The organism is Clostridium sp. CF012 (assembly GCF_018861755.1).
GTDB lineage: Bacteria > Bacillota > Clostridia > Clostridiales > Clostridiaceae > Clostridium_AD.
Genome location: NZ_JAHLEF010000016.1, coordinates 19134 through 43957, shown reverse-complemented (window position 1 = coordinate 43957; position 24824 = coordinate 19134). Strand labels below are relative to the sequence as shown.

27 protein-coding genes are annotated in these 24824 nt (G+C 31.4%); 25 read left to right on the top strand and 2 right to left on the bottom strand.

The window, feature by feature from the left end; all coding sequences use genetic code 11:
• The first annotated feature begins 23 nt into the window (after positions 1–23).
• The 5 genes from KPL50_RS14950 (at position 24) to rpsD (ending at position 4263) form a co-directional block, all read left to right on the top strand.
• Positions 24–1436: a phosphoglucomutase/phosphomannomutase family protein gene (locus KPL50_RS14950; RefSeq protein ID WP_216299337.1), complete on the top strand. Its 1413-nt coding sequence runs from the start codon at positions 24–26 to the stop codon at positions 1434–1436.
• Between the two features lie 254 nt (positions 1437–1690).
• Positions 1691–2494: a lipid II flippase Amj family protein gene (locus KPL50_RS14945; protein ID WP_216299336.1), complete on the top strand. Its 804-nt coding sequence runs from the start codon at positions 1691–1693 to the stop codon at positions 2492–2494.
• 156 nt (positions 2495–2650) lie between these two features.
• Positions 2651–2815 (top strand): hypothetical protein, encoded by a 165-nt coding sequence (locus KPL50_RS14940; RefSeq protein WP_216299335.1) that lies wholly within the window; start codon positions 2651–2653, stop codon positions 2813–2815.
• A 341-nt stretch (positions 2816–3156) separates the two neighbouring features.
• Positions 3157–3435, top strand: coding sequence for a hypothetical protein (locus KPL50_RS14935; RefSeq protein WP_216299334.1), 279 nt, complete (start codon positions 3157–3159; stop codon positions 3433–3435).
• Positions 3436–3669: 234 nt separating this feature from the next.
• Positions 3670–4263: a 30S ribosomal protein S4 gene (gene rpsD / locus KPL50_RS14930; RefSeq protein ID WP_216299333.1), complete on the top strand. Its 594-nt coding sequence runs from the start codon at positions 3670–3672 to the stop codon at positions 4261–4263.
• A gap of 77 nt (positions 4264–4340) precedes the next feature.
• On the opposite strand, the gene KPL50_RS14925 is transcribed toward rpsD, so the two are convergent.
• The gene (locus tag KPL50_RS14925; RefSeq protein WP_216299332.1) at positions 4341–4958 is read right to left on the bottom strand and encodes a nitroreductase family protein; all 618 of its coding nucleotides are present in this window, start codon (positions 4956–4958) and stop codon (positions 4341–4343) included.
• 204 nt (positions 4959–5162) lie between these two features.
• Between KPL50_RS14925 and KPL50_RS14920 the strand changes: the two genes are divergently transcribed.
• The 11 genes from KPL50_RS14920 to KPL50_RS14870 all read left to right on the top strand — a co-directional run bounded on the left by KPL50_RS14920 (position 5163) and on the right by KPL50_RS14870 (position 15029).
• Positions 5163–5438 (top strand): GNAT family N-acetyltransferase, encoded by a 276-nt coding sequence (locus tag KPL50_RS14920; RefSeq protein WP_216299331.1) that lies wholly within the window; start codon positions 5163–5165, stop codon positions 5436–5438.
• 348 nt (positions 5439–5786) lie between these two features.
• Entirely contained in the window at positions 5787–6743 is a 957-nt protein-coding gene (locus KPL50_RS14915; RefSeq protein WP_216299330.1) for an ROK family protein, read from the top strand.
• Between the two features lie 31 nt (positions 6744–6774).
• Positions 6775–7224 carry a YhcH/YjgK/YiaL family protein gene (locus KPL50_RS14910; protein ID WP_216299329.1) on the top strand — a complete coding sequence of 150 codons (450 nt, stop codon included), beginning with the start codon at positions 6775–6777 and terminating at the stop codon, positions 7222–7224.
• A gap of 31 nt (positions 7225–7255) precedes the next feature.
• Positions 7256–7987 (top strand): GntR family transcriptional regulator, encoded by a 732-nt coding sequence (locus tag KPL50_RS14905; RefSeq protein ID WP_216299328.1) that lies wholly within the window; start codon positions 7256–7258, stop codon positions 7985–7987.
• A gap of 204 nt (positions 7988–8191) precedes the next feature.
• Positions 8192–8890 carry an N-acetylmannosamine-6-phosphate 2-epimerase gene (locus KPL50_RS14900; RefSeq protein WP_216299327.1) on the top strand — a complete coding sequence of 233 codons (699 nt, stop codon included), beginning with the start codon at positions 8192–8194 and terminating at the stop codon, positions 8888–8890.
• Between the two features lie 65 nt (positions 8891–8955).
• Positions 8956–10299 carry an ABC transporter substrate-binding protein gene (locus KPL50_RS14895; protein ID WP_216299326.1) on the top strand — a complete coding sequence of 448 codons (1344 nt, stop codon included), beginning with the start codon at positions 8956–8958 and terminating at the stop codon, positions 10297–10299.
• 156 nt (positions 10300–10455) lie between these two features.
• Positions 10456–11346 carry a carbohydrate ABC transporter permease gene (locus KPL50_RS14890; protein ID WP_375372927.1) on the top strand — a complete coding sequence of 297 codons (891 nt, stop codon included), beginning with the start codon at positions 10456–10458 and terminating at the stop codon, positions 11344–11346.
• Between the two features lie 18 nt (positions 11347–11364).
• On the top strand, positions 11365–12195 hold the full coding sequence (locus tag KPL50_RS14885) for a carbohydrate ABC transporter permease (protein WP_216299324.1): 831 nt from the start codon (positions 11365–11367) through the stop codon (positions 12193–12195).
• Between the two features lie 88 nt (positions 12196–12283).
• On the top strand, positions 12284–13195 hold the full coding sequence (locus KPL50_RS14880; RefSeq protein ID WP_216299323.1) for a dihydrodipicolinate synthase family protein: 912 nt from the start codon (positions 12284–12286) through the stop codon (positions 13193–13195).
• A gap of 148 nt (positions 13196–13343) precedes the next feature.
• On the top strand, positions 13344–14303 hold the full coding sequence (locus KPL50_RS14875; protein ID WP_216299322.1) for an acetylxylan esterase: 960 nt from the start codon (positions 13344–13346) through the stop codon (positions 14301–14303).
• 48 nt (positions 14304–14351) lie between these two features.
• Positions 14352–15029 carry a DUF624 domain-containing protein gene (locus KPL50_RS14870; RefSeq protein ID WP_216299321.1) on the top strand — a complete coding sequence of 226 codons (678 nt, stop codon included), beginning with the start codon at positions 14352–14354 and terminating at the stop codon, positions 15027–15029.
• 96 nt (positions 15030–15125) lie between these two features.
• On the opposite strand, the gene KPL50_RS14865 is transcribed toward KPL50_RS14870, so the two are convergent.
• Positions 15126–15683, bottom strand: coding sequence for an NADPH-dependent FMN reductase (locus KPL50_RS14865; RefSeq protein ID WP_216299320.1), 558 nt, complete (start codon positions 15681–15683; stop codon positions 15126–15128).
• A gap of 351 nt (positions 15684–16034) precedes the next feature.
• On the opposite strand from KPL50_RS14865, the gene murQ reads away from it, so the two are divergent.
• The 9 genes from murQ (at position 16035) to KPL50_RS14820 (ending at position 24822) form a co-directional block, all read left to right on the top strand.
• Positions 16035–16940 carry an N-acetylmuramic acid 6-phosphate etherase gene (murQ, locus tag KPL50_RS14860; protein WP_216299319.1) on the top strand — a complete coding sequence of 302 codons (906 nt, stop codon included), beginning with the start codon at positions 16035–16037 and terminating at the stop codon, positions 16938–16940.
• A gap of 17 nt (positions 16941–16957) precedes the next feature.
• The gene (locus KPL50_RS14855; protein WP_216299318.1) at positions 16958–18319 is read left to right on the top strand and encodes a PTS transporter subunit EIIC; all 1362 of its coding nucleotides are present in this window, start codon (positions 16958–16960) and stop codon (positions 18317–18319) included.
• A gap of 81 nt (positions 18320–18400) precedes the next feature.
• Positions 18401–19486 carry a DUF871 domain-containing protein gene (locus tag KPL50_RS14850; protein WP_216299317.1) on the top strand — a complete coding sequence of 362 codons (1086 nt, stop codon included), beginning with the start codon at positions 18401–18403 and terminating at the stop codon, positions 19484–19486.
• 27 nt (positions 19487–19513) lie between these two features.
• Positions 19514–20359 carry a MurR/RpiR family transcriptional regulator gene (locus tag KPL50_RS14845; RefSeq protein WP_216299316.1) on the top strand — a complete coding sequence of 282 codons (846 nt, stop codon included), beginning with the start codon at positions 19514–19516 and terminating at the stop codon, positions 20357–20359.
• A 513-nt stretch (positions 20360–20872) separates the two neighbouring features.
• The gene (locus KPL50_RS14840) at positions 20873–21637 is read left to right on the top strand and encodes a MerR family transcriptional regulator (RefSeq protein ID WP_216299315.1); all 765 of its coding nucleotides are present in this window, start codon (positions 20873–20875) and stop codon (positions 21635–21637) included.
• Positions 21638–21823: 186 nt separating this feature from the next.
• Positions 21824–23080 (top strand): bifunctional UDP-sugar hydrolase/5'-nucleotidase, encoded by a 1257-nt coding sequence (locus tag KPL50_RS14835; protein WP_216299314.1) that lies wholly within the window; start codon positions 21824–21826, stop codon positions 23078–23080.
• Positions 23077–23334 (top strand): hypothetical protein, encoded by a 258-nt coding sequence (locus tag KPL50_RS14830; protein ID WP_216299313.1) that lies wholly within the window; start codon positions 23077–23079, stop codon positions 23332–23334. The genes KPL50_RS14835 and KPL50_RS14830 overlap by 4 nt, the downstream gene beginning before the upstream one ends.
• Positions 23335–23463: 129 nt before the next feature.
• Positions 23464–24282 carry an EFR1 family ferrodoxin gene (locus tag KPL50_RS14825; protein WP_216299312.1) on the top strand — a complete coding sequence of 273 codons (819 nt, stop codon included), beginning with the start codon at positions 23464–23466 and terminating at the stop codon, positions 24280–24282.
• A gap of 219 nt (positions 24283–24501) precedes the next feature.
• Positions 24502–24822 carry a PadR family transcriptional regulator gene (locus KPL50_RS14820; RefSeq protein ID WP_216299311.1) on the top strand — a complete coding sequence of 107 codons (321 nt, stop codon included), beginning with the start codon at positions 24502–24504 and terminating at the stop codon, positions 24820–24822.
• The last annotated feature ends 2 nt before the right edge of the window (positions 24823–24824 follow it).

Below are 24824 nucleotides of genomic sequence, written 5' to 3'. Positions count from 1 at the left end.
AAATTAGTAAAGGAGTGAAAAATATGATTAAATTTGGTACTGGGGGATGGAGAGCTTTTATAGGAGAAGATTTTACAAAAGAAAATGTACAGATTCTTTCTCAAGCTCTTGCAACCCTTATGAAAAATCAAAAATGTGATGGCAGTGGTTTTGTAGTAGGTTATGATAACAGATTTTTATCTGACAAAGCAGCAAAATGGGTTTCAGAAGTAATGGCTGGAAATGGAATAAAGGTTTCTTTTGTAGAAAAATCTGCACCTACTCCCCTAATAATGTTCACTGTGAATTCTTTAGACGCATACTATGGTGCTGCTATAACAGCAAGCCATAACCCAGCTGATTACAATGGACTCAAAATATTCACCAGGGGTGGAAGAGATGCCAGTGAAGACGTTACAAGAAATCTTGAAGAAATTATAAACAATATTACTATAGAGGATGTTGTGCTTCTTAGCTTTGATAGTGGAATAGCAGAGGGTTTAATTGAAATTATAGATCCCTTTAACGAATTTATAGATTCAATTATCAGCATGATAGATATAGAATCTATAAAAAATAGCAAACTAAAGGTAGTTCTTGACCCAATGTTTGGAGTTTCAAAGACTTGCCTTCAAACTATACTTTTAACTGCAAGATGTGAGGTTGAAATAATAAATAATAGACACGATACCTTATTTGGTGGAAGATTACCCTCTCCAAGCACACACACACTACATCGTTTAAAGGATCTAGTAGTTGAAAAAGGATATGATATAGGTATAGGAACAGATGGAGATGCGGATAGACTTGGAATCATAGATGAAAAAGGTAACTTTATTCATCCAAACGATATTCTTTCTGTGTTATATTACTATTTATTAAAGTACAAGGGATGGAAGGGTGGAGTTGTAAGAAACCTTGCAACCACTCACCTCCTAGATAAAATAGCAGCGGGCTTTGGTGAGCAGTGCTACGAGGTTCCAGTTGGGTTCAAGAACATAAGCTCAAAAATGGAAGAAAAGAATGCATTAATCGGAGGAGAAAGCAGTGGAGGACTCACTATTCGTGGGCATATTAAGGGAAAAGACGGAATATTTGCTGCCAGCCTTCTAATCGAATTGCTTAGTGTAACAGGAAAGAGCTTATCAGAATTACTTGAAGAAATTCATAAGCAATACGGATATTTCTACATGACGGAATCTGATTATAAATTCAGTATAGAAGTGAAAGATCAACTTATGACAAAACTTTTCGTAGATAAGTTAATCCCGAATTTTGGTTATGAAGTAGAGAAAACAAGCTACGAAGATGGTGTAAAGGTATATTTTAAAAATGGTGGATGGATCATAGCAAGATTCTCTGGCACAGAGCCACTACTCAGAATATTTTCTGAAATGGAAAATGAAGCTAGGGCAAGTGAAATAAGTAATACTATGAAAGAATTCTTAAACTTATAAGCATTTAAATGTGGATGTCTCAAAATGATTAAATCAATCATTTTGAGACATCTCTTTTTTTAATAACCTAAGTTCAATAGAAAGTAGTATTTCGATAATAATAATAAGATTAATGGTTAACTTTATCGATTTTAAATATAAGGTAGTTATTTTTGTGACATCTTGCATAAACAAAGGGTATAATATTCCTAAGACTTCGGTTAAATTGGTAAAACAGGACGAATTAAGGTAGAAGGATGGATGGGGGAAAGTAAATGTCTAAACAAGTAATAATCGTTTTAATTCTTACAGTTATAATTTCTATAATTTCAACGCTAGCTTATTCTGTAAGAATTGTTGCTGTAAGAACAGGAAGAATAGCAGTAGCATTTGCAGTATTCAATATCTTTGCATTAATTTCTAGAACTGCAAACAGCGTTCAAGCGCCATTATTGGCTAAAACAATAGAAAATACTATAAAAATAGGAGATCCTCAAAGTTTATTAGCCACATTCAGATGGATATTATTATCGACAACTTTTGCGACGATTATTGGCGCAGCATTAATGCCAACCTTTATAAAAGTTTTTGGGAAGGCTGTGGAATCATTTAGTATTAATCGTTCTATACCTAAATTATTATTGCATGGTTTCTCGAAATCAGGAATATTGCAATTTAAAAATAGTGTTACAAGACCCAAAAAAGAAAACTTGTCACAATTAAAAAATTTCAAGACTATGCCAAAGAAAATTATTTTACTTAATACTTTAGCATTTTCAATATCAACTGTTGGTGTCTTGGCATCACTGTATGCAGGATGTTTAAATCCAGAATTAAGAACAACATGCAGTACATTGTCAGCTGTAATAACTGGGATTTCAACAATACTTATGGTTATATTCATCGACCCATATATATCAATTCTAACAGATGATGTAATCAAAGGAGAATGTACTCAATTACAGTTTGATAGATGTATAATTTTTATTGTTGGAGGACTAATAGTAGGTACGATTTTAGCTCAGATTTTATTAGTTCCAGCGGCTCAAGTAATATCTTTTATAGCTAAAACAATCTAAGGGAAGCTATATTAGAAGATGAATGGAAGACAAATGACATATAAATAGTATGCAAATTATCATTATAAAATATAAATTTATGGGAGATACTACTAATAGGCATCTTTGATTTGTTAAGCTATTAAGATGCTGAATAAATTGTAGGGAGATTTTATTATGAATAAAAAAGGTGAAGAGCAAGAATTTGGTACTATCGTAAATATAGGTAACCTTACTAAAAATGCGGTAGAAAACTTTGAAGAAAATATAGTTACTCAAAAGGATTATATAGAGAAGGTAAAGGCAAGTGAGGTACCTTATTTGTCAGATAAATTTCATTAATTAGGGTAAGAATTTAAAAAAGTAAAAGAATATTAATAAAATAACTAGGTGAAAAGCAAACAGGTGAACTGCTTAAATTTATTTTGGCAGTTTTTTCTTCGTGGGTACATAACCTAATCTATTCTTTTTCTTTGGAGGCTTTGTATTAATGGAATTTGCGGAACACAAAGTTAAAGGATTTTAAAATTAGGGAAGCAATTTATATATAATTATGTTAAATATTTGCATAATTATATTAATATACTGTATAATTGAATGGGAGACAGTGTATAGTATTAGTTCTCAAGTTTTTAAAAAGAAATATTAAGAATACAAAAAAATAAAAAAATTCAGGAGGTTATATGAAGAAAATAGTAAAATTAAAGCTACCATTACTTATAATTTCACAGATTTTATTTGTATATACATTTTATCTTAGTTATATTAGTAATAATAGAAATCATACTACTCTTAACCTATTTGCTATATTAGGTACAATGGTAGCTGCTATATCTTGCTTTTTATATGGGTTAGAATATATTTTTATAAAAAAATCAAAGAAATTGGGATATATATATTGTATAATATCTATTATAATGCCATTTCCAATTATAATTTTGATATCTATAGTTAACATGTAAAAGTATAAGCATATAAATAGATGATCTCTATTTAATGGTTTTTGATTATTATATATAGTTTAATTCGTTTTTTTTAATCTTTAAATTTTCCTACCTAAAGTATATTAATCAAAGGTTGAAGTATGAATTTTAAAAGATAATGAAAATCACTTTCAATTGATAAAAAATATGATATAATGATTTTAGGCATAAATACATTATCGCGGCAAAATAATATATTTTATGGAGGAAATTATGGCAAAGATAAGAACACCCCGATTTAAATTAAGCAGAAGACTTGGCGTAAATATTTACGGGCATCCAAAAGCTATGAATAGAGCTACAAAGGAAAACAGTAGAGCCGGTAAGAAATTATCAAATTATGGTATTCAGCTTATAGAAAAACAAAAGCTGAAATCTTATTATGGTGTGCTTGAAAAACAATTTTCAAGATATATAAATAGAGCAATGAAAAGTAAGGAAATAACAGGGGACACTTTAGTTCAATGTTTAGAGTGTAGATTAGATAATATAGTATATAGAATTGGATTTGCAAGCTCTATACGTCAGGCAAGGCAAATGGTTAATCATGGTTATATTACGGTAAATAGTAAAAAGGTAGATATTCCTTCATTTGAAGTTAAGGTTTTCGACAATATAGTATTAAAAGAGAAATACAGAAAAAATGAAATATTTACGGAGAGTTTTTTAAATCTTAAAACATTTACCTTACCTTATATAGAAAAAGATTATGATAAGTTTGCAGGTATTCTTATAAGAATGCCTGAAAGAAATGAAATTCCAATTGAGGTTAATGAAGTTTTAGTAGTAGAATTATATTCTAAATAATGTAATGCACTAGAAGAGACATCCAAAAAATAATTTATAAAGGGACAGCTAAATGGCTGTCCCTTTGCATTTTAACTTTAAATTGTTTTAATTATTAATTCTTCTAATTGTAATCTTGGTCTTTGTGCTGGGCTTTGGTCAGGGTACCCTATAGGTAATAATGCTACCACATCATATCTTTCATCAAGTTCAAGAATTTCTTTTGCTTTTTTACTGTTAAACATCATTATCCAACAGCTTCCAAGACCTAAGTCTACAGCTCTCAAAGCTATGTGCTCTAGTGCTATTGTTGCATTTAAGAACAAATATGATTTTAGGCTTTCTTCATCCATTGATTTTTTTCTTTTTTCTAAAGCGTCTGAATCTTTACTCATGTTAGCAAGTGGCGTATCTATAAAAGCATTTGCTTCAATTAATTCCTTTGTTCGAGCATTTGCCGTATTTAAAACTTGTTTGTCTATACAACACACTATAATTAAGGGTGCCCTTGTTACAAAAGGTAATGGAGTACACTGCGCAAGTTTTGACCTAGCCTCAAGACTTTTTATTATTACATAACGGGTAGCCTGCAAGTTGCTCCCAGAAGGTGCAAGTCGTCCGGCTTCAATGAGTTCTGTTATATATTGATCAGGAATGGGATCAGTTTTAAATTTTCTTATACTTCTCCTAGATTTTATTGCTTCAATTAATTCCATTAACAACACCCCTTATATAATATAGAAAATCTATATAATTTTTACATCAGTTATGTGATATTATAATATAACTGTGCTGGAAAAGGAAGGAGTTTAAGCTTATTATTGCGATTATTTTGTTTGTACTTACAATTGATGATTACCTTTATAGATGCTACTATTAAATTAGAGAAAAGAACAAGAAAAATTTGAGGAGGGTTTATTATGATAGATATAAAAAAAGGCGAAAAGAGTTTTTATGTAGGTGATAATGAAGAAGAAGCATTGGCTAAGATAGAATTAGTAAATAATGGAGATGATATAACAATTGAGCATACCTTTGTATCTGAGCAGTTAAGAGGTCAAAATGTAGCCAGACAATTGCTTAAAATGGCTGTGGATTTTGCAAGAGAAAAAAATAAAAAAATAATTCCTATCTGTACTTTTGCTAAAGCTGAAATGAATAAAAATAAGGATTATAAAGACGTATTGCGCAAGTAAATAAAATACTATTAAATCATATGTGGGAGGCTTTAAAATGGAAAAATATCTAAAGGGGGAGTAGCTTGGTACTGGTTACTCCTTAGTGTAATTGTATATACAAAATATAATTGGTATAGACAATTAACTCATTGCGATATATAATAAAGATGGAAGGCACTGAAGAAAGCTTAAGAGGGATATGCAGTGTTATAACAAGAAATGGTTTACTGGATTTTTTCCAACAACTATGACCATGAGTAAGGAAAAATATATATTGCACTGGACAATATAAGATATTGTATGGGAAATGAAATGCATGGTGCAAAAGAATTTTAAAAAACAATACTAGGTGTATGGGAGGGAAAAATGAATAATTTTGCTATAGGAATCGATATAGGTGGAACTAATATTAAAGCTGGTTTAGTAGATAGTTCAGGTAAGGTTTATGAATTCTCAAAAATTCCTACTAATGCTAAGGAGGGATTTAATAAAACATTTATTTCTATACAAAGGCTTATTGAAAAATATATTGATATTGCAGGTAGAGATAATTTGAAAGGCATAGGATGCGCATGTACTGGACAGATAGATAGTGTAGATGGAAAAGTTTTATACGCTGCAAACACTTTTCCAGAGTTATCAGGATTTGAATTGAAAAAAGAACTTGTGGCCTTTTCAGGTCTTGAAGTAGAAGTAGAAAATGATGTAAATGCAGCAGCGCTAGGTGAGAAATGGATTGGAGCTGCAAGAGACGTTGATGATTTTCTCTGCATAACCCTTGGGACAGGTGTTGGTGGAGCAATATATAAAAATGGAAACATTGATCATGGATTTAGAGGCGTTTCGGCAGAATTTGGACATATGAGCATTAATTTTAATGGAGAGCAATGTAGTTGTGGGAATAAAGGATGTTTTGAAAGGTATGCTTCGGTTTCTTCACTTATAAGACATTTTAAAGAGGCGCTAGCAAAAGGTGAAAAATCTATGGTAGTGGATATGGCTGAGAACGATTTACATAATATAAATGGTGAAATTATTTTTAAAGCGCAAGCTTTAGGAGATAAGCTTGCGACAAAAATAGTAAATGAGTATAATAAAGCTATAGCTACTGGAATAGTATCTCTTGTCCACATTTTTAATCCAGAAGCGGTAATTATAGGTGGAGGAATAACTGCCTTAGGCGATGAATTTATAAATCCAATTAAAAAGGATATATTATCAAGACTTATGCCTGTTTTTAGTGAAAAATTGACTATTAGAGGAGCCGAATTAGGTGATTTTGCGGCTATATGTGGAATATCTAAAAAATTATTTCATCAATAAAGTTAAAATATATATATGAGGAGCTATTTAAATGATATTAGATAACATTGTGAATTGTAAAAAATATGAAGCATTAAATAGAAATTTTGAAAAAGCCTTTCAATTTTTAAACAGAGAAGACTTAGGTTCTTTACCACTTGGAAAGTATGAAATTGACGGGGAAAGTATATTTGCAATGGTGCAAGAATATGAAACTAAGGATTTAGAAAATGCAAAATATGAGGCACATAAAAAATACATAGATATACAATACCTACTAGAAGGCTCAGAAAATATGGGCTACGTCACAATTGATAAATTAGAAGTTTCTTCTCCTTATAGTGAAGAAAATGACTTCATGCTACTTACCGGAAAACCTAGATTAATATTACTTAATGAGGGAGAGTTTTTCGTTTTGTTCCCTGAAGACGCACATATGCCGGGCATATTTGTTAAAGAAAAAAGAAAAGTTAAAAAGATAGTTGTAAAGGTAAGGGTATAGTAGTCTCTAAGATTTATGGGAGGTTGTTTCAATGTTAGATAAAAATTCATCAATACCTATTTATGTTCAATTAGAAGAGTTTATCAGGAAAAAAATTAAAGAGAGAGTTTATCTTCCTGGGGAATCGCTACCTACTGAACGAGAACTTACAGAGCTTTTTGGGGTTAGCAGGATGACTATTAGGCAGGCGATTTCTAACCTTGTTCATCAGGGAGTCCTTTATAAAATACCTGGTAAAGGCGCCTTTATTTCTAAAGAGGTTATTGAAAAAAAGTTAGAGATTGAAAGCTTTAGCGAGGATATGGAGAAAAGAGGACTTATACCAAGCAGTAAAGTATTATATTTTGAAAAAATTGCACCGAGTAGTGAAATTAAGTTAAAACTTCAACTTTCGGACAATGAAGAGGTATATTTTATAAATAGATTAAGACTCGCAAATAATGAACCTATGGCTCTTGAATTTTGTTATCTTCCAGAAAAATATTATAATGACCTCATGAAATATAATTTGGTACAATGTTCTCTTTATAAATTAATGAAAGAAGAATATAATGTAACCTTTAATTATATGAAGCAAAATATTAAAGCTACTAATATGAGTAAAAAAGAAGCAGAAATGTTACTGGGGAAGACAAAAGGCTTTGGACTTGTTTCTTTAAAAATTATATATAATGAAGATGAATGTCCTATTGAATATACAAAAACTATATATAATCCTGATAGATATAGCTTTGATATGATATTTTTTAATACAAATCATTAATTCATAAAGTAATTCTGCACTAATGCGGGATTACTTTTTTTATTCAAATACATTGTATATACAGATTATAATATTGTCTATACAAATATTAATTTTGTATAGACAATATAAAAAATGAGTGATATAATAATTTCAGAAACAAAGAATTGAAACTTATAGTAAAGGGTTACACAATTACTTTGTTTAGTACCGGAGGTAGATAAAATGAAAAGTTCAACGGACACACTTAAAAACATAAAAGGAGGAATGATAGTATCCTGTCAAGCTCTTGAAGATGAACCTCTTCATAGTTCTACCATAATGATGCGTATGGCCAAAGCAGCTGAAATGGGTGGAGCGGTTGGAATTAGAGCTAATACTCCACAAGATTGTATAGAAATCAAGGAAAATGTTAAGCTGACTTTAATAGCGATTTATAAAAAGGTATATGGGAATAATAATGTATATATTACACCTACTATAGAGGAGGTAAAGAGCTTGCTCCCTGTTAACGCTGAAATAATTGCAGTAGATGCAACTAGAAGGCCTAGACCAGATGGAAAAACTCTTGAAGAATTTTATAATGATATAAGAAAAATATATAATGGACTTATAATGGCTGATATATCTGACTTTGAGGAAGCTGTGGAAGCTGAAAGAATTGGCTTTGATATAGTTTCCACTACACTAAGTGGCTATACTGAGTATACTTTAAATAGACCTAAACCGGATATTGAATTGATTGAGAAGTTAAAAGTAGTTTTAAATATACCAATAATAGCAGAAGGAAATGTTGAAACTCCAGAGCTTGCTGTTAAATGCTTAGAAATGGGAGCCTTTGCTGTAGTGGCTGGTGGGGCAATAACAAGGCCACAATTAATTACTAAGAAGTTTGTAGACTTAGTAAATAAAGCTAAAATATAAAGTGAAAATTATATTATTTAATATGAATAATAGTAATATAATAAAATTATTAAGGGGGACAAAAAATGAAAAAAAATAAATTACTCACATCAATTCTTGCCCTTTCAATGTCAGTTAGTCTACTCGCAGGATGTGCTAGCAAATCACCTACACCTACACCAGAAGCTGGGAAGACATCAGAAACTGGGAAGCCAGTAGAAATAACTTGGTGGGACTACCCAAATTTCAAGACAGCTTCATCAGGAGATTATGAAAAGAAAATTATTGAAAACTTTAATAAAAAATATCCAAACATTAAAGTTAATATTGAAATGATTGACTTTGCAAGTGGTCCTCAAAAGCTTAATACAGCAATTGCATCAAATTCAGCACCAGACCTTGTATATGATTATCCTGGTAGAATTATAGATTATGCTAGAAATGGAGTAATGGTACCATTAGATGACCTGTTTACAGATACCATGAAAAAGGACATCGCTAAAAAAATATTAGATCCTTGTTCATTAGATGGCAAGTTCTACATGTATCCAGTTAATATTTCGCCTAATATGATGGTAGTTAACAAAACTATGCTTGATAAAGCTGGTTTAACAAGCATGCTTCCATTAGGCAAACCAGACAGATTATGGACTAATGATGAATATTATGCACTTTTAAAAGCTATAAAGGAAAAAATTCCAACACTCGCAGCACCTACAGCATTTTATGCTAAGTCAAGTGCTGGAGATCAAGGAACTAGAGCATATATTTCTAATATGGGTGGAGTTGGAACAGTAGCTTCTGATTTATCAAAATATACTCTGAATGATCCTAGCAACGGAAAAGCTCTTCAATGGATTGCAGACTCTGTTAAATTAGGGTTAACATTAAAGGGTGGGGAAGCACTTGCTTCAAATGACGTAATTGATATGTACTTAGGTGAAAAAATAGCCATGGCACCACTTTATAATAAAGTATTAATGGGTACAAGTGCATCTAAGAAGAAGACAGCATTCGAAGAGGTATTTATTCCTTATCCAACACCAAATACTTCAGTTAAGCCAGCTTTAGAAGCTTATATAGGCGGTATGGGTGTATTTGACAACAAGGATGCAGATAAAATTGCAGCAGCGAAAAAACTTGTAGAATTCATTGCTAACGACTCAGCTACAGCTAAAGAAACTTTACTTCAGACAGGTGGTTTCTCAGTTAAAACTTCTGTAACAGGACTTTATACAGATCCAGAATCAATATATTGTGAAAGTATGATCAAATACTTAGGAACATATTATAATCAAGTTCCAGGGTTTGCTGAAATGAGAACTTTCTACTTCCCAATGCTTCAAAACGTATTACTTGCAAAACAAACAGCACAAAAAGGATTAGATGAATTTGTTACAAAAGCAAATGCCACTTTAATTAAGAAATAGTTTGAATCCATAGGTCGTGGACTAACTACGACCTATGGATTTAATATGAATTTGAACATGATTCCTTAGCTTGGCTAAATGACATGACTTTTCAATTCATCGGTGGTTTATAAATAAAATGGAGGTGTCCACATGCAGAATATAGATAATAGCATAATGCCTAAGAAAAAGGTAAGCAAAGCACATATAAGAGAATGGATTTCAGCTTATTTATTTCTTACACCTATGTTGATTTTCTTTATAACTTTTGTTATTTATCCAATGATTAAGGGCATATATATAAGTTTTTTTGAATACTCGCTTAGGAATTTTAAATTTATTGGACTGGAGAATTACAAAACGTTAATACAGGATGATATATTTATAAAATCTGTTGTAAATACTTTAATATTAGTTATAGCAAATGTTCCTCTTGTTATACTCTTGTCATTATTCGTGTCTATAAATATTTATAAAAAGTCAGCTGGAATAAGATCTTTATTTAGAGGTATATTTTATCTGCCAACAGTATGTTCAGTTGTAAGCATAACAGTTGTTTGGGGTTGGATATTTCATCCAAACTTCGGTATACTAAACTATATTACTTCCAAGTTCGGAATGGATCCAGTTGGATGGCTCGGGGATCCCAAATATGCTTTAGGTTGTATGATTGTAGTACTTGTAACACTATCAGTTGGACAACCAATAATACTTTATGTTGCATCTCTTGGTAATGTACCAACTTCATATCTTGAGGCAGCTGAAATTGATGGAGCTACATCCTGGGAAATATTTAGACATATTACATGGCCTTTATTAATGCCAACAACTTTATACATTGTAATTATTACAACAATAAATTCCTTCCAATGTTTCTCTATAATCCAACTTTTAACTTCCGGTGGACCAGCTTATTCAACCTCAACAGTAATGTATTTGGTTTATGAAAGAGCCTTCACTTTGAATAAATATGGATTAGCATCTTCAATGGGAGTTGTGCTTGCTGTAATAATAATGACTATATCAATAGTTCAATTCAAATTCTTTGGAGATGAAGTTGATTACTAATATTGGAGGTTGACATTAATGAAATGGTTAAAAAGACAATCATTAAAACAAATAATATCTATGATAATAATCATAATACTTGCTATAATATTTATATTCCCCTTTTACTGGATTGCAACTGGAGCTTTCAAGCCACAAAGTGTAACCGTACAGATACCACCAGAGTGGTTTCCTAAAACTCCAACCCTTGAAAACTTTACAGAACTCGCAAAATCACCACTGCTTAGGTGGACAGCAAACAGCTTTATAATTGCTTTTGCTACAATGTTTATAGTATGTTTAACGGCTACAATGGCTGGTTATGCCCTAGCAAAAAAGAGATTTCCAGGAAGAAACTTTATATTCTGGTCATTAATCGTGGCTATGGCATTACCAAAGCAGGTAGTTATGATTCCATTATTCACAATATTGTCAAAGCTTCATTGGATAAATACTTATCAAGGACTTATACTTCCAGCAGCAGGTTGGCCGTTTGGAGTATTCTTAATGAAACAGTTCTCACAAGGGGTTCCTAATGAATTGATAGAGGCAGCAAGAATTGATGGGTGTTCAGAACTCAGAACCTTCTGGAGTATTGTACTGCCACTGGTAAAACCAGGAGTTGGGGCACTAGCTATATTTACATTTATAAGTGCTTGGAATGATTACTTCATGCAGCTTATTACAATTAGAAGTGCAAACATGATGACTTTACCTTTAGGAGTAGCATTACTGCAACAAGAATTTACAACAAATTACGGTGTAATAATGGCTGGAGCAGCATTGGCATCACTTCCAATGATAATAATATTTATTGCCTTCCAAAAGAACTTTACCCAAGGTATAACCATGGGAGCTGTAAAAGGCTAATAATAAACTAAAAGGGTGGTATGAAATTAGGATTATAATAGTGGTTTGTGCTATTATAAAATAAAAATTATACGATAGGAGAAAAATTATGAATAAATTAGATAAATATAAAGGAATTATTCCAGCATTTTATGCTTGCTACGATGAAAAGGGAGATATTAGTCCAGAAAAGACTCGTGCATTTACAGAGTATTTAATAGGAAAAGGTGTCAAGGGTGTTTATGTATGTGGAAGTTCAGGAGAATGCATTTATCAAAATGTTGATGAAAGAAAGTTAGTACTTGAAAATGTAATGAAGGTTGCAAAAGGTAGAATTACTGTCATCGCTCATATCGCAGCAACTTCAACAAGAGATAGTATTGAACTTGCTAAACATGCAGAGGAATGCGGAGTAGATGCTATCGCGTCTATTCCACCAATTTACTTCAGATTACCAGAACATGCTATTGAAAATTATTGGAATAGTATTGCCAATGCTACTAATTTAGATTTTATTATATACAACATTCCACAAACAACAGGATATGCACTATCTATGGATTTATTTAATAAAATGCGTGAAAATAAACATGTTATTGGAGTTAAGAACTCTTCAATGCCAGTACAGGATATTCAAATGTTTAAAGCTGCTGGTGGAAAAGACTTTATAGTCTTTAATGGTCCAGATGAACAATTTGTTGGCGGTAGAGCTATGGGCGCTGATGGCGGTATTGGTGGGACTTATGCTGTTATGCCAGAATTATTCATAAAAGCTGATGAATGTATCAGAAGTGGTGACATGGAAACAGCAAAGGAAATCCAATATGATATCTGCGAGATTATCTATGCTATGTGTGGATGCCATGGTAACTTATATGCCGTTATGAAAACTATTTTAAAAATGAAAGGTATGGATATAGGAGGCGTTCGTTTACCGCTTGCAGCTGTTATAGATGAAGATATGCCAAAGGTTGAGAAATGTGCTGAAATGATAGATAAAGCCATAAAAAAATATTGTTAATTATTTTGTAAGAAAGATTATAGAGTATGGAAATTCTAGGTATAGATTTTACAGTAAAATGTGCTCTATACCTATTTTTATATCGTTTACTGTATAGAAATTCATAAAATTGAAAGATTTAAATTCTAATTGAAATGGGGATAAAAAAATGCCAATGTTAGATATGCCAATTGAAGAACTTAAAAAGTATACAGGAACTAATCCTTGTCCACAGGATTTTGATGAATATTGGTCAAGAGCTATACAAGAGTTAGAAACAGTAGAACCTTGTACCCAGTATATTCGAAGTGATTTTAAAACACCCTATGCAGATTGTTTTGATATGTATTTTACTGGAGTTAGAGGTGCTCGTATACATGCGCAATGTTTAAAACCTAAAAATGTATTAGAAAAGCACCCTGCTCTAATTATGTTTCATGGCTACAGGGGAAATTGTGGAGATTGGGTTGATAAGCTAGCTTATGTAGCCATGGGATATACTGTGGTTGCTATGAATTGCAGGGGGCAAGGCGGACTTTCAGAAGATGTAGGCGGTGTGGTCGGCCCAACATACGGTGGACATATAATTAGAGGACTCGAGGGGAATGCAGATAATCTTTTGTTTAGGCATATATTCTTAGATACAGTAGAGCTTGCAAGAATAGTAATGAATATGGAAGACGTTGATGAAAAAAGAGTAGGAGTAACGGGTTATTCTCAAGGTGGAGGGTTAACTATTGCCTGCGGAGCATTAGAGCCAAAGGTTAAAATGATTGCACCTGTATATCCATTTTTAAGTGACTATAAAAGAGTTTGGCAAATGGATCTTGCAAAGGACGCTTATGAAGAATTAAATTACTACTTTAGGTTTTTTGACCCCCTCCATGAAAAGGAAGAGGAGATATTTACTAAATTAGGATACATAGATGTAAAGAATTTAGCAAAGTACATAAAGTGCCAGGTTATGTTTACAGCTACCTTATTGGATAATATATGTCCTCCATCAACTCAATTTGCAGTATATAACAGAATAACCAGCAAAAAATCTTTAAGAGTATATAACGACTTTGGGCATGAAGATTTACCAAAGACAAATGATGCTATTTTTCAATTTATGAGTAATTTATAAATCATATTCAACAAGCGCTAATTTAATAATTTTTTTATGGAGGAGTAAATGAATAAAAAACTTGGTGAAGGTCTAATATTTACAATTTCAAACTATCTGTGGTGGTTTATTTTAGGTAACTTTTATTTTATTTTATTAAACCTACCTATGACTATATTAATGTTTTGTCTGTTAACTGGAATTATAAGTAGCCCTACGCCTTGGCTTGTTGCCTTATGTAGCATTCCTATGGGGCCTGCCTTAACGGCGCTTTTAGGTGCAATGGGTAAACTACTAAGAGAAAAAGATGTAAATATAACCCATGATTTTTTTAAGGCTTATAAGAATAGCTTTAAACAATCTATATTCCTTTGGACAATTGAGGTTGTTGCACTTCTTGCAATATATGTGGATATACAATATATTTTATTAGCTCGTCAACATATATTCGTATATTTCTTTTATGGTTTAGCATTTTATATATTACAAGTTGGAATGTATGCCTTATGTATTATCTCACGGTTTTATTTGAAAACAAGCGTAATTTTTAGGATATCCTGTGGCTACACGCTGCGACATTTTAAAACTCCTATTATGAATTTATGTCTGTTTATAACTGTAGGATTCATATTTTATAATCAACCTGCTTTAAGCATACTGTTTTTAATGAGTTTATTTTGCTATTGTTTAATGTATAGCAATAACAAAATATTAAATAACATAGAAGAAGAATTTTTACGTTTATAAGCGTAAATAGAGAGCTTTTTTATTAAATACCAACTGAATAGAATTATAAATAATTAAAAAACCAGCATTATTAAAATGCTGGTTTTTGTTACACATCTATTTACGTAAAGTTTTTAATGCATTACTCCAAGCAATAACTTGATCAAATAAAGAAACTACAGTAGCTTCATGTAGATCTGCAGGTTTAAATTCGCTCATATTTACAAAATCAGTGAAAAGTGAAAGTGTAACCTGTGAGCGTACATCTGCCATTTGTAGCTCTCCTGCAATAAGTCTTAAATGTTCAACAGCTCGAACCCCACCTGCACTACCATAACTTACAAATCCTGCAGCTTTATTGTTCCATTCAAGAGATAAGTAATCAATAGCATTTTTTAAAGCTCCAGATGTGGAGTGATTGTATTCTGGTGTTACAAATATGAAACCGTCAAATTCTGAAATTTTGGCTGACCATGCGTTAGTATGGTCTTTAGTATATTGATGCATCATAGCTGGATATGGTTCATCTAATAATGGTAAATTATAATCTGCAATATCAACTAACTCAAATTCTGCATCAGTTCGTTTCTTCGAGATTTCATATACCCAATTAGCTACGGCAGCCCCATTTCTTCCAGGTCTAGTACTTCCAATTATTATAGCGATTTTTGTCATTTGATAGCCTCCTAAATTTTTTTGATATTAGTTTAATTCATTATTAAGTGTACATTTTTACAAGCATATATATTATATACATATACAATTCTTATTATGTTTTTCTTTATGGGGATATATATTATATTCTTATTTAATTATAGTCATTTTGAATCGATATCAATTATCAATTAATAATACTTATGATATAATCATATTACAAGAGTATGAGATTGTCAATAATAAAATAAACTGAAATGAAATAATATTTTTTAAAAAAATGCTTGAAACATAATTTCAAACATGTTAATATAAGGTTATAGTATAAAACGTTTTCAAAATACAAATGATGAGTAATATAGGAGGGAATTTATGGACAAATTAAATTTAAAAAAACTCACAACGGAAAGTAGAAATGAAAATACCATGGACATAGACAAGATTTCAACTTTGGAAATGGTAAAAGTAATAAATAATGAAGATAAAAAGGTAGCTGAAGCTGTAGAAGTGGAACTTCCTAAAATAGCAGAAGCCATAGATTCTATAACTTTAAGAATGTATAAAGGTGGGAGATTAATTTATATAGGTGCAGGAACTTCCGGAAGACTTGGAATTTTAGATGCATCGGAATGTCCACCAACTTTTGGAGTTTCAGAAGAAATAGTACAAGGGATTATAGCAGGAGGTACAGAGGCTATATTTAGAGCTAAGGAAGGTGCTGAGGATTCAAAGGAACTGGCAGTAAAAGATTTGAAGGGTAAAAATATCACAGAGGATGATATAATAGTAGGTCTTGCAGCATCTGGTAGAACCCCATATGTTATAGGGGGCCTGGAGTATGCAAATGAAATAGGAGCATTAACAATTTCAGTTACGTGTAATGCTAATTCACAAGTTTCAAAGACCGCAAAAATATCAATAGCACCAGTAGTTGGAGCAGAAGTTGTAACAGGGTCAACAAGACTCAAATCAGGAACAGCTCAAAAACTTGTATTAAATATGTTATCAACAGGAGCTATGATAAAGCTAGGTAAAGTATATGGCAATCTTATGGTAGATGTAAAATCAACAAATGAAAAATTAACGCAAAGGGCTAAGCTAATAGTTTGCGAAGCAACGGGAATAGATATTGAAGAAGCAACGCAGGTATTAAATGAAACAGATTTTGATGTTAAGCTAGCGATATTCATGATATTATCAAAGCTTAATAAAGAGGAAGCGAAAATTATATTAGATCAAAATAGTGGATATATAGCAAAAGCACTAAAAAGCATTTAAAAAAGGAGGAAAATATTATGTTAAATAAAGACATTGCTAAAAATTTAGTAGAGCTGGTTGGAGGAAAAAGTAATATAAAATCTGTTTCAAATTGTATGACCCGCTGCAGACTAGAACTTAAAGATAATTCAAAGGCAAAAATAGAAGAAATAAAAAAATCTGAAGGAGTTCTTGGGGTAGTTGAAGACGAGGGACAGCTACAAGTTATTTATGGACCAGGAAAGGTAAATAAGGTAACTGAAGAAGTAAGTAAAATCCTTGGAAAAAATATAGTTATAGGGGAAGATGCAGTAGCAGAAACTAAAACTAAATTAAAACAAAAAAATAATACTAAGTTTAAAAATATGCTTAAAAGATTAGGAAATATATTTATTCCATTAATACCATTATTCGTAGCTTGCGGATTAGTTCTAGCAGTAAATAATATAGCAGGAGTATATTTTGGAGCTTCATATAAAGCCACAAACGCAGCTCAAATAATAGGACTTATAGGTAATGGTGTATTCTCTATTCTATCAATTTTAGTTGGTGTAAATGCAGCTAAGGAATTTGGTTCACAAATGCCAATGATGGGTGGAGTATTAGGTGGAATTCTTTCATCAGCAGCACTTGCAAAGATAACTCTTTTTGGAAAAGCATTAACTCCAGGACGTGGGGGAATTATTTCAGTAATACTCGTAGTACTTTTAGCTTGTTATATTGAAAGGGCTTGTAGGAAATTTGTACCGGATGTATTAGATTTATTCGTTACACCACTTGTTACACTTACAATTTCAGTTTTAGTAGCATTATTTATACTTCAACCAATAGGTGGATTTATTTCAGATAGTATAGGACTGGTTGTAGGACAAACAGTAGCATCAGATAATATAATGATTTCAGTTATATCAGGAGCAATATCGGGTGGTTTATTCTTACCACTGGTTATGACTGGAATGCACCAAGCGTTAACACCAATACATGCAGATTTAATAGCTAATGTTGGATTTACAGTATTACTTCCAATACTGGCAACAGCTGGAATGGCTCAAGTAGGAGCTACAATTGCAGTACTCCGAAAAACAAAAAATGAAAGATTAAAGAAAGTAGCTAAAAATGGATTGGTACCAGGATTTTTAGGAATAGGAGAACCCTTAATATATGGAGTAACATTACCACTTGGAAAGCCATTTCTTGGAGCTTGTCTTGGAGCAGCATTAGGTGGCGCGGTGATGGCATTATTTAAGGTAGGAGCCGTTGCAATCGGTGTTTCAGGATTACCACTGGCATTATTAATTGCAAATGGTAAAATGGGAGTATTCTTAATAGGAGTACTAGTATCATATATAGGTGGATATTTCTTTACTAGCATATTAGGCTTTGAAGATCCAGTGGATTAACAAAGAGAGAGTTTATAAAAAGACCCGTAAGGGTCTTTTTGTAAATTAAATTTAATTAATGATTTAAAAGGAGGGTTTTTTATGAGTTATGGTATTTCAATCTATTTTGGGCTGGACAATACAAAGGAAGAGAATATAAAGCTATTAGAGGATGCTCATGAACTGGGCTTTACTAGAATATTTACCTCACTACATATACCAGAGGCAAATTATAGCATCTTAAAGGCTGAGGTACGTGAATTTTTCAAGCTAGCTAAAAAATATAATATGGATATAATAAGTGATATTTCTCCTAATACCTTTAAGTTTTTAGACTTGAATGATATGGATTTGAAGGGACTAGGGGATATGGGGGTTATGACTATAAGAATAGATTTTGGATATACGCAGGAAGAAATATCTAAAATGACCAAAAATCCTTATGGAATTAAAATTCAATTAAATGCATCCACAATAACTGAAGAGTTTTTTGATAATTTAGATATATATTCTCCTAACTATAAAAATGTTGATGCACTACATAATTTTTACCCTAGAGTAGTTACAGGTATCTCAGAGGAATGTATGAAAGAGAAGAATACTATTTTAAGTAAGAGAGGAATTAGAGCTTGTGCTTTTGTAGGATCAAATAATAGGAAAAGAGGTCCCTTGCATGATGGATTACCAACACTAGAAGATCATAGAGGTATAGAAGTACGGGAAGCTGCAAACCATTTGTTTGCCCTAGGAAATAAATCTATATTTATAGGAGATTCACTTCCTGGCACAAAAGAGCTAGAGGATTTATCAGGACTAAATCCAGATGCAGTAGAGCTTTGTATAGAATTAAAAGAATATGATAATGTAACTTTAAGATTACTTACTGAAACTTACACCAGTAGAACAGATGAGGCTAGAGATGCCATAAGAGCTAGTGAAAGTAGATTACTTCTTAATGGAGATAAAATAAAGGCCTTAAATGCAGTAGATGTGAATTATGGAGATATCACTATAGATAACGAAAATTATATGAGATATATGGGAGAATTACAAATATTAAAGGTGAGTCAAAAATGGGATTATAGGACAAACGTCGTAGCTTCTGTTTTACAAAAACATCTTTATCTATTAAAATATATAAATGGTGGTAAGAAATTTTACTTTAATATAATAGATAAACAGAGCTAAAATCATATTTAATGGGGCGATGAGATTATGAATGTATTACAGTATATAAAGCAAAATTACGATAGCTTTACAGATAGTGAGAAATTAATAGCAGATTATCTATTAGAAACTAAGGAAAGTATCATAACAATGTCAGCTAAAGATATAGCAAGTACTACAAAAACATCGGCTCCAACAGTCGTTAGGTTTGCTAAAAAAATAGGGTTCAATAGCTTAAATGAAATGAAGCTAAAATTATCTATAAGTTTAGATAAGATGGATCAAGATACTGAGTTTCAATATTTAGATAAAGATTTAGGAACAAAAAATATAATTTATTCAATAAAAAATTCAATAGATTCTATCATGCAGCAGACAGTTAACTTGCTTGTGGAAGAGGAACTAGATAAGGCAATAGAACTACTTATAAATGCAAAAAATATATATATCTTTAGTGTAGGAGTATCAGCTTTAGTAGGTCAAGATTTTTATTACAAGTTAAGCAGAATAAATAAGAGGTGCATATCACATACAGATACCCATTTGCAAATAACAACATCTATATTAATGCAGCCAGGTGATGTAGCAATAGCAATATCCTATTCAGGTGAAACAAGGGAAGTTATTAAATGTGTAGAGAATGCAAAAAAAAGGAAAGTTCCAGTAATAGCAATAACAAAGGCTAGTGTAAATAATAAGGTAGCTGATCTCTCAGATGTGGTGTTACGTGTACCAGCAGTAGAAAAATCTTTGAGGGAAGGTGCAATGAACTCCAGAATATCACAGCTAGCAATAATAGACATGTTATTTATAGGAATGGTTAGAAATAATATAAAAGAAGTAGAGGCAAAATTAATTGAAACAAGAAAAGCAGTTAAAGAAATGTATAAATAGAGATTGTCTAATGTATTTATAGATTATATTAAAAATACTAAAGGGAGTTCACGATGTGAACTCCCTTTTAAAATATAATATATTTAATTTTTAACTAAGTAGAGTATAGTCATCATTTTTAATTAAAGTATTTTTCTTTGTCTTTTACATATGTTAAAGACCTCTTACTTATAAAATCATACTATCCTCTAAAAACTCTGAAAACTTAATTTGAACCATTGGACTATCCCCTTTCTATTAGCAAGTATTTTAGTTTATCTAATGAAAGTTAATACTAAGTGGAATTACTTCAACTTATTGTACTGATTTAAATTTTGTTACTTTGTTTGTAAATTCACAGTAACATAGGAATAGATATTTGTAAAGAACTATTTTCAAATAATAATTAATATTGTTGCAAACAATAAAAAATTATAAATTAAATTCAAATTAAGGCAAATAAAATATTATTAAAATACTATTGACATTAACGCTACGTAAATGTGTACAATAATCTTGTAAGGAGATGAGCGTATGGAATATACAGTGCAAAAGTTAGGAAAGCTCGCAGGTGTAAGCACCAGAACACTTAGGTATTATGATGAAATTGGAATTCTGAGGCCGGCAAGAATTAATTCGTCAGGATATCGAATTTATGGTGAAAAAGAGGTCGATAGGTTACAGCAAATACTGTTTTACAGAGAACTCGGTGTGAGTTTAGATAGTATAAGAGATATAGTAACTGCACCTTCCTTTAATGCCGCTAATGCACTTAGGGAACATCGTGAAAAGCTCCTGGAAAAAAGAAACCAATTGGATATGTTAATAGCAAATGTGGATAAAACAATAGCAATAAGTGGAGGGGATATTAAAATGAGTAATAAAGAAAAATTTCAAGGCTTTAAGAAAAACATGATTGATGATAATGAGAAAAAGTATGGTAGTGAAATAAGAGAAAAGTATGGTAAAGATGCTATTGAAAAGTCAAATGCAAAGGTAATGAACATGACGGAGCAGCAGTACGATGAGGTGACAAAGCTAGCTAGTCAGGTGACAACCACCCTAGCTGAAGCTTTTAAAACTGGAGACCCTGAAAGTGATATAGCACAAGAGGCAGCTGACTTGCATAAAAAATGGCTTGCCTATTATTGGAGTGAATATAGCAAGGAAGCACATGCGGGGCTTGCCCAAATGTATGTTGATGATGAAAGATTTACAGCTTACTATGATAAACAGCAACCTGGCAGCGCAGCTTTTTTAAGAGATGCAGTATTAATTTATACGGGGATGAATAAGTAATAAAAAAACTGTTATTATCTCAAATATTGCAGCATTAACTGAAAAATATTGTTTGTAAAAGGGTGCCTATTTGGCACCCTTTTAGATTACAGTTGAGAGACTAGGAGAGTGATTCACTTTAACAAAATCTTATGTGGTATAATTATCATAATAAAACAAATATTGCATACGAGTGGGGGATGTAAAATGATGCTAAATATACTTCATACAAATGATATTCACAGCTATTATGAGAATTTTTCTAAGATAGTAAGTAAAATAAATGAATTAAAGGATGAGAATACAATAATATTAGACGCAGGTGATTTTGCGGATTTTAAGAGGCTAGAACTTCAGGGAACAGATGGGCTTGCAGCTATAGAGCTATTAGAGTATGCAGGTTATGATGCCATAGCTATAGGAAACAACGAAACCTTTAATGGCTATGATACCTTAGTTAATATGGCAACAAAATCAAAGGTTCCATTTTTAAGCTGCAATTTTGATACACTTGGTAATACTGAGATTGCAGGTGTGAAAAAGAGTATCATATTGAATAAAAATAATTTAAGAATTTTGATTATAGGAACATCCCCGGATTTAGGCCCATTTAATGAGCTATTAGGTTTTCAACATAAGGATTATATACAATCAATAAAAAGTGAAATAACACTACATAAGGATAAGTATGATTTGTGTATAGTGTTATCTCATTCAGGAATGGACAATGATAGAAAAATAGCAGAAATAGAAGAGGTCAATATAATAATAGGTGGTCACACTCATTTACTAATGGACAAGCCTGAAATTGTGAGTAATACTATAATTCATACTTCAGGAGGTTTTGGAGAGCACTTGGGACTTTTAAAAGTTGAAATCAATAACAGAAAAGTAGAAATACTCGAGGATAAGAATATTGGTATAGAGAATTGCTATTCTAATGAAAAAATTATTGATATATTAAAAGAAAACAAAGAAAAAGCAATAGTAAATCTAAGTAAAAATTTATATAATATCGATGCTGATTTGTGGCATGATGTAGTTGAGGAAAATCCAATTACTAATTTACTAGCTGATGCACTGGCAGATGTTTTTAAAACTGATATCGGGTTAATAAATAGTGGAGTAATAAATGGTGGAATTAGAAAAGGTGGAGTATCACGTAAAAAGCTTATAGAAGTATGTCACTCCCCCTTAAATCCAACATATTTTGAGGTGCAGGGTAAAGATCTTAAAGAAGCTCTGCAGAACTCCTTAGATAGTGAGTTTTGCTTTATGGACGGTAGGGGGCCAGGGTATACTTCATTAAAAAACAATAGAAATGTAAAATATAACGGTGAATATTTGAGAGATACCCTAAGAGAATATTTATGTAAAAAAGAGTTTATTCAAAGAGCTTATAGTGATAGGTGGATAAAATTGTTGACTACTAAAATTGACACAAAGGAAGGCGGGGTTATTTGAGTATTTTTGAAGCCGGCATGTTAATTTGCTTTGGACTTGCGTGGCCAGCAAACATTTATAAGTCTATAAAATCACGTTCTACAAAGGGAAAAAGTGCAATGTTTTTGATAATAGTAATAGTGGGGTATACATTCGGAATTATACACAAAATATTATATAGCAGAGATATAATAATGATATTATATATTACAAATTTATTGATGGCATTGGCGGATCTTATATTGTATTATAGAAATAAAAAATATGAGGTTTAGAATCGTATTTCTATTAGAGGAAGCCGTCATTCTAAGGACTTAATGATTCTATAATGACAGAAAAGGTAAAGCGTGCATTGGTTAATCAAAAGGTTGCTGAAAGCACTATGTATCATAGGAGGAATTATTATGGATAAAAAAATTAATGCTATGTATTTCAGTGCTACAGGTACAACTAAAAAAGTAGTATGTGGTATAGCAGAAAAAATCTTAGAAAATATCGGTAAAGAAATAATTTTTAATAATGTTGATTTTACATTACCAGGAGTTAGGCAAGAAACAGCATCTTTTAAAGAAGAAGATGTTGTCATTTTAGGTGTTCCGGTCTATGCAGGAAGAGTCCCTAATGTATTATTAAAATATTTAAACTCGATTAAAGGTAATGGCGCATTAGCAATTCCTGTAGTTGTTTATGGAAACAGAAATTATGATGATGCTTTAATAGAATTAAAAGAAATACTTGAACTAAACGGTTTTAGTGTTATTGCTGGGGGTGCATTTATTGGAGAACACGCATTTTCTAAAACCTTAGCTAAAAACCGACCAGATGCAGAAGATATGGACATAGTAAATGACTTTGCTAATCAAATACACACAAAAATAACAATTCAAGATAAAATTAAAGCTATATTTATAAAAGGAAACAAACCTTATAGAAAACATTATATTCCTAAAAATGAACAGGGTATTGCGGTTGACATTAGAAAGGTTACTCCAAAAACAAATAGCAATTGCAATGACTGTAAAATTTGTGCAAATATATGTCCTATGGGTTCTATAGATTTTGAAGATGTATCTAAGTTAAATGGAATGTGTATTAAATGTGGAGCGTGCGTTAAAAAATGTCCAATGAATGCAAAGTATTATGATGATGAAGATTATTTAAGACATAAATATGAATTAGAAATTGGTTGCAATTATCGAAGAGAACCAGAATTATTTATATAAATTTAGATATGTAGGAGTATATAGCAATAAAATGCAGAGGCCTTGAATAATATTCAAGGCCTCTGCATTTTAATATTGAAAGATTGCAGGCCACTACCTAAAAACGTAAATGTTTTTAGGCTTTTTTATTCATTTAATAAAATACCTTGCAATACATAGTAACTTTATATATAATTAAAATATACTTTGCATTACATAGTATTTATAGGTGGTGATAAATTGGAAAATAACACACAAATTTTAAAAGGTATTTTAGAAAGTTGTATTTTAAGCATAATTCTAAAAGAAGAAACTTATGGTTATGAATTATTAATTAAGTTAAAGAATAATGGATTTAATGATATGGTGGAGGGCACAGTGTATCCACTTTTATTGCGACTTGAAAAAAAAGAATTAATAATATCGGAAAGAAGAAAAGAACAAAATGGAATGACCAGAAAATACTTTTATATAACAGAAGCAGGAAAAAAGGAACTTAATGATTTTAAAGCATATTGGGATAAACTCTATGTAAATGTAAATAAAATTCTAAAGGAGTGATA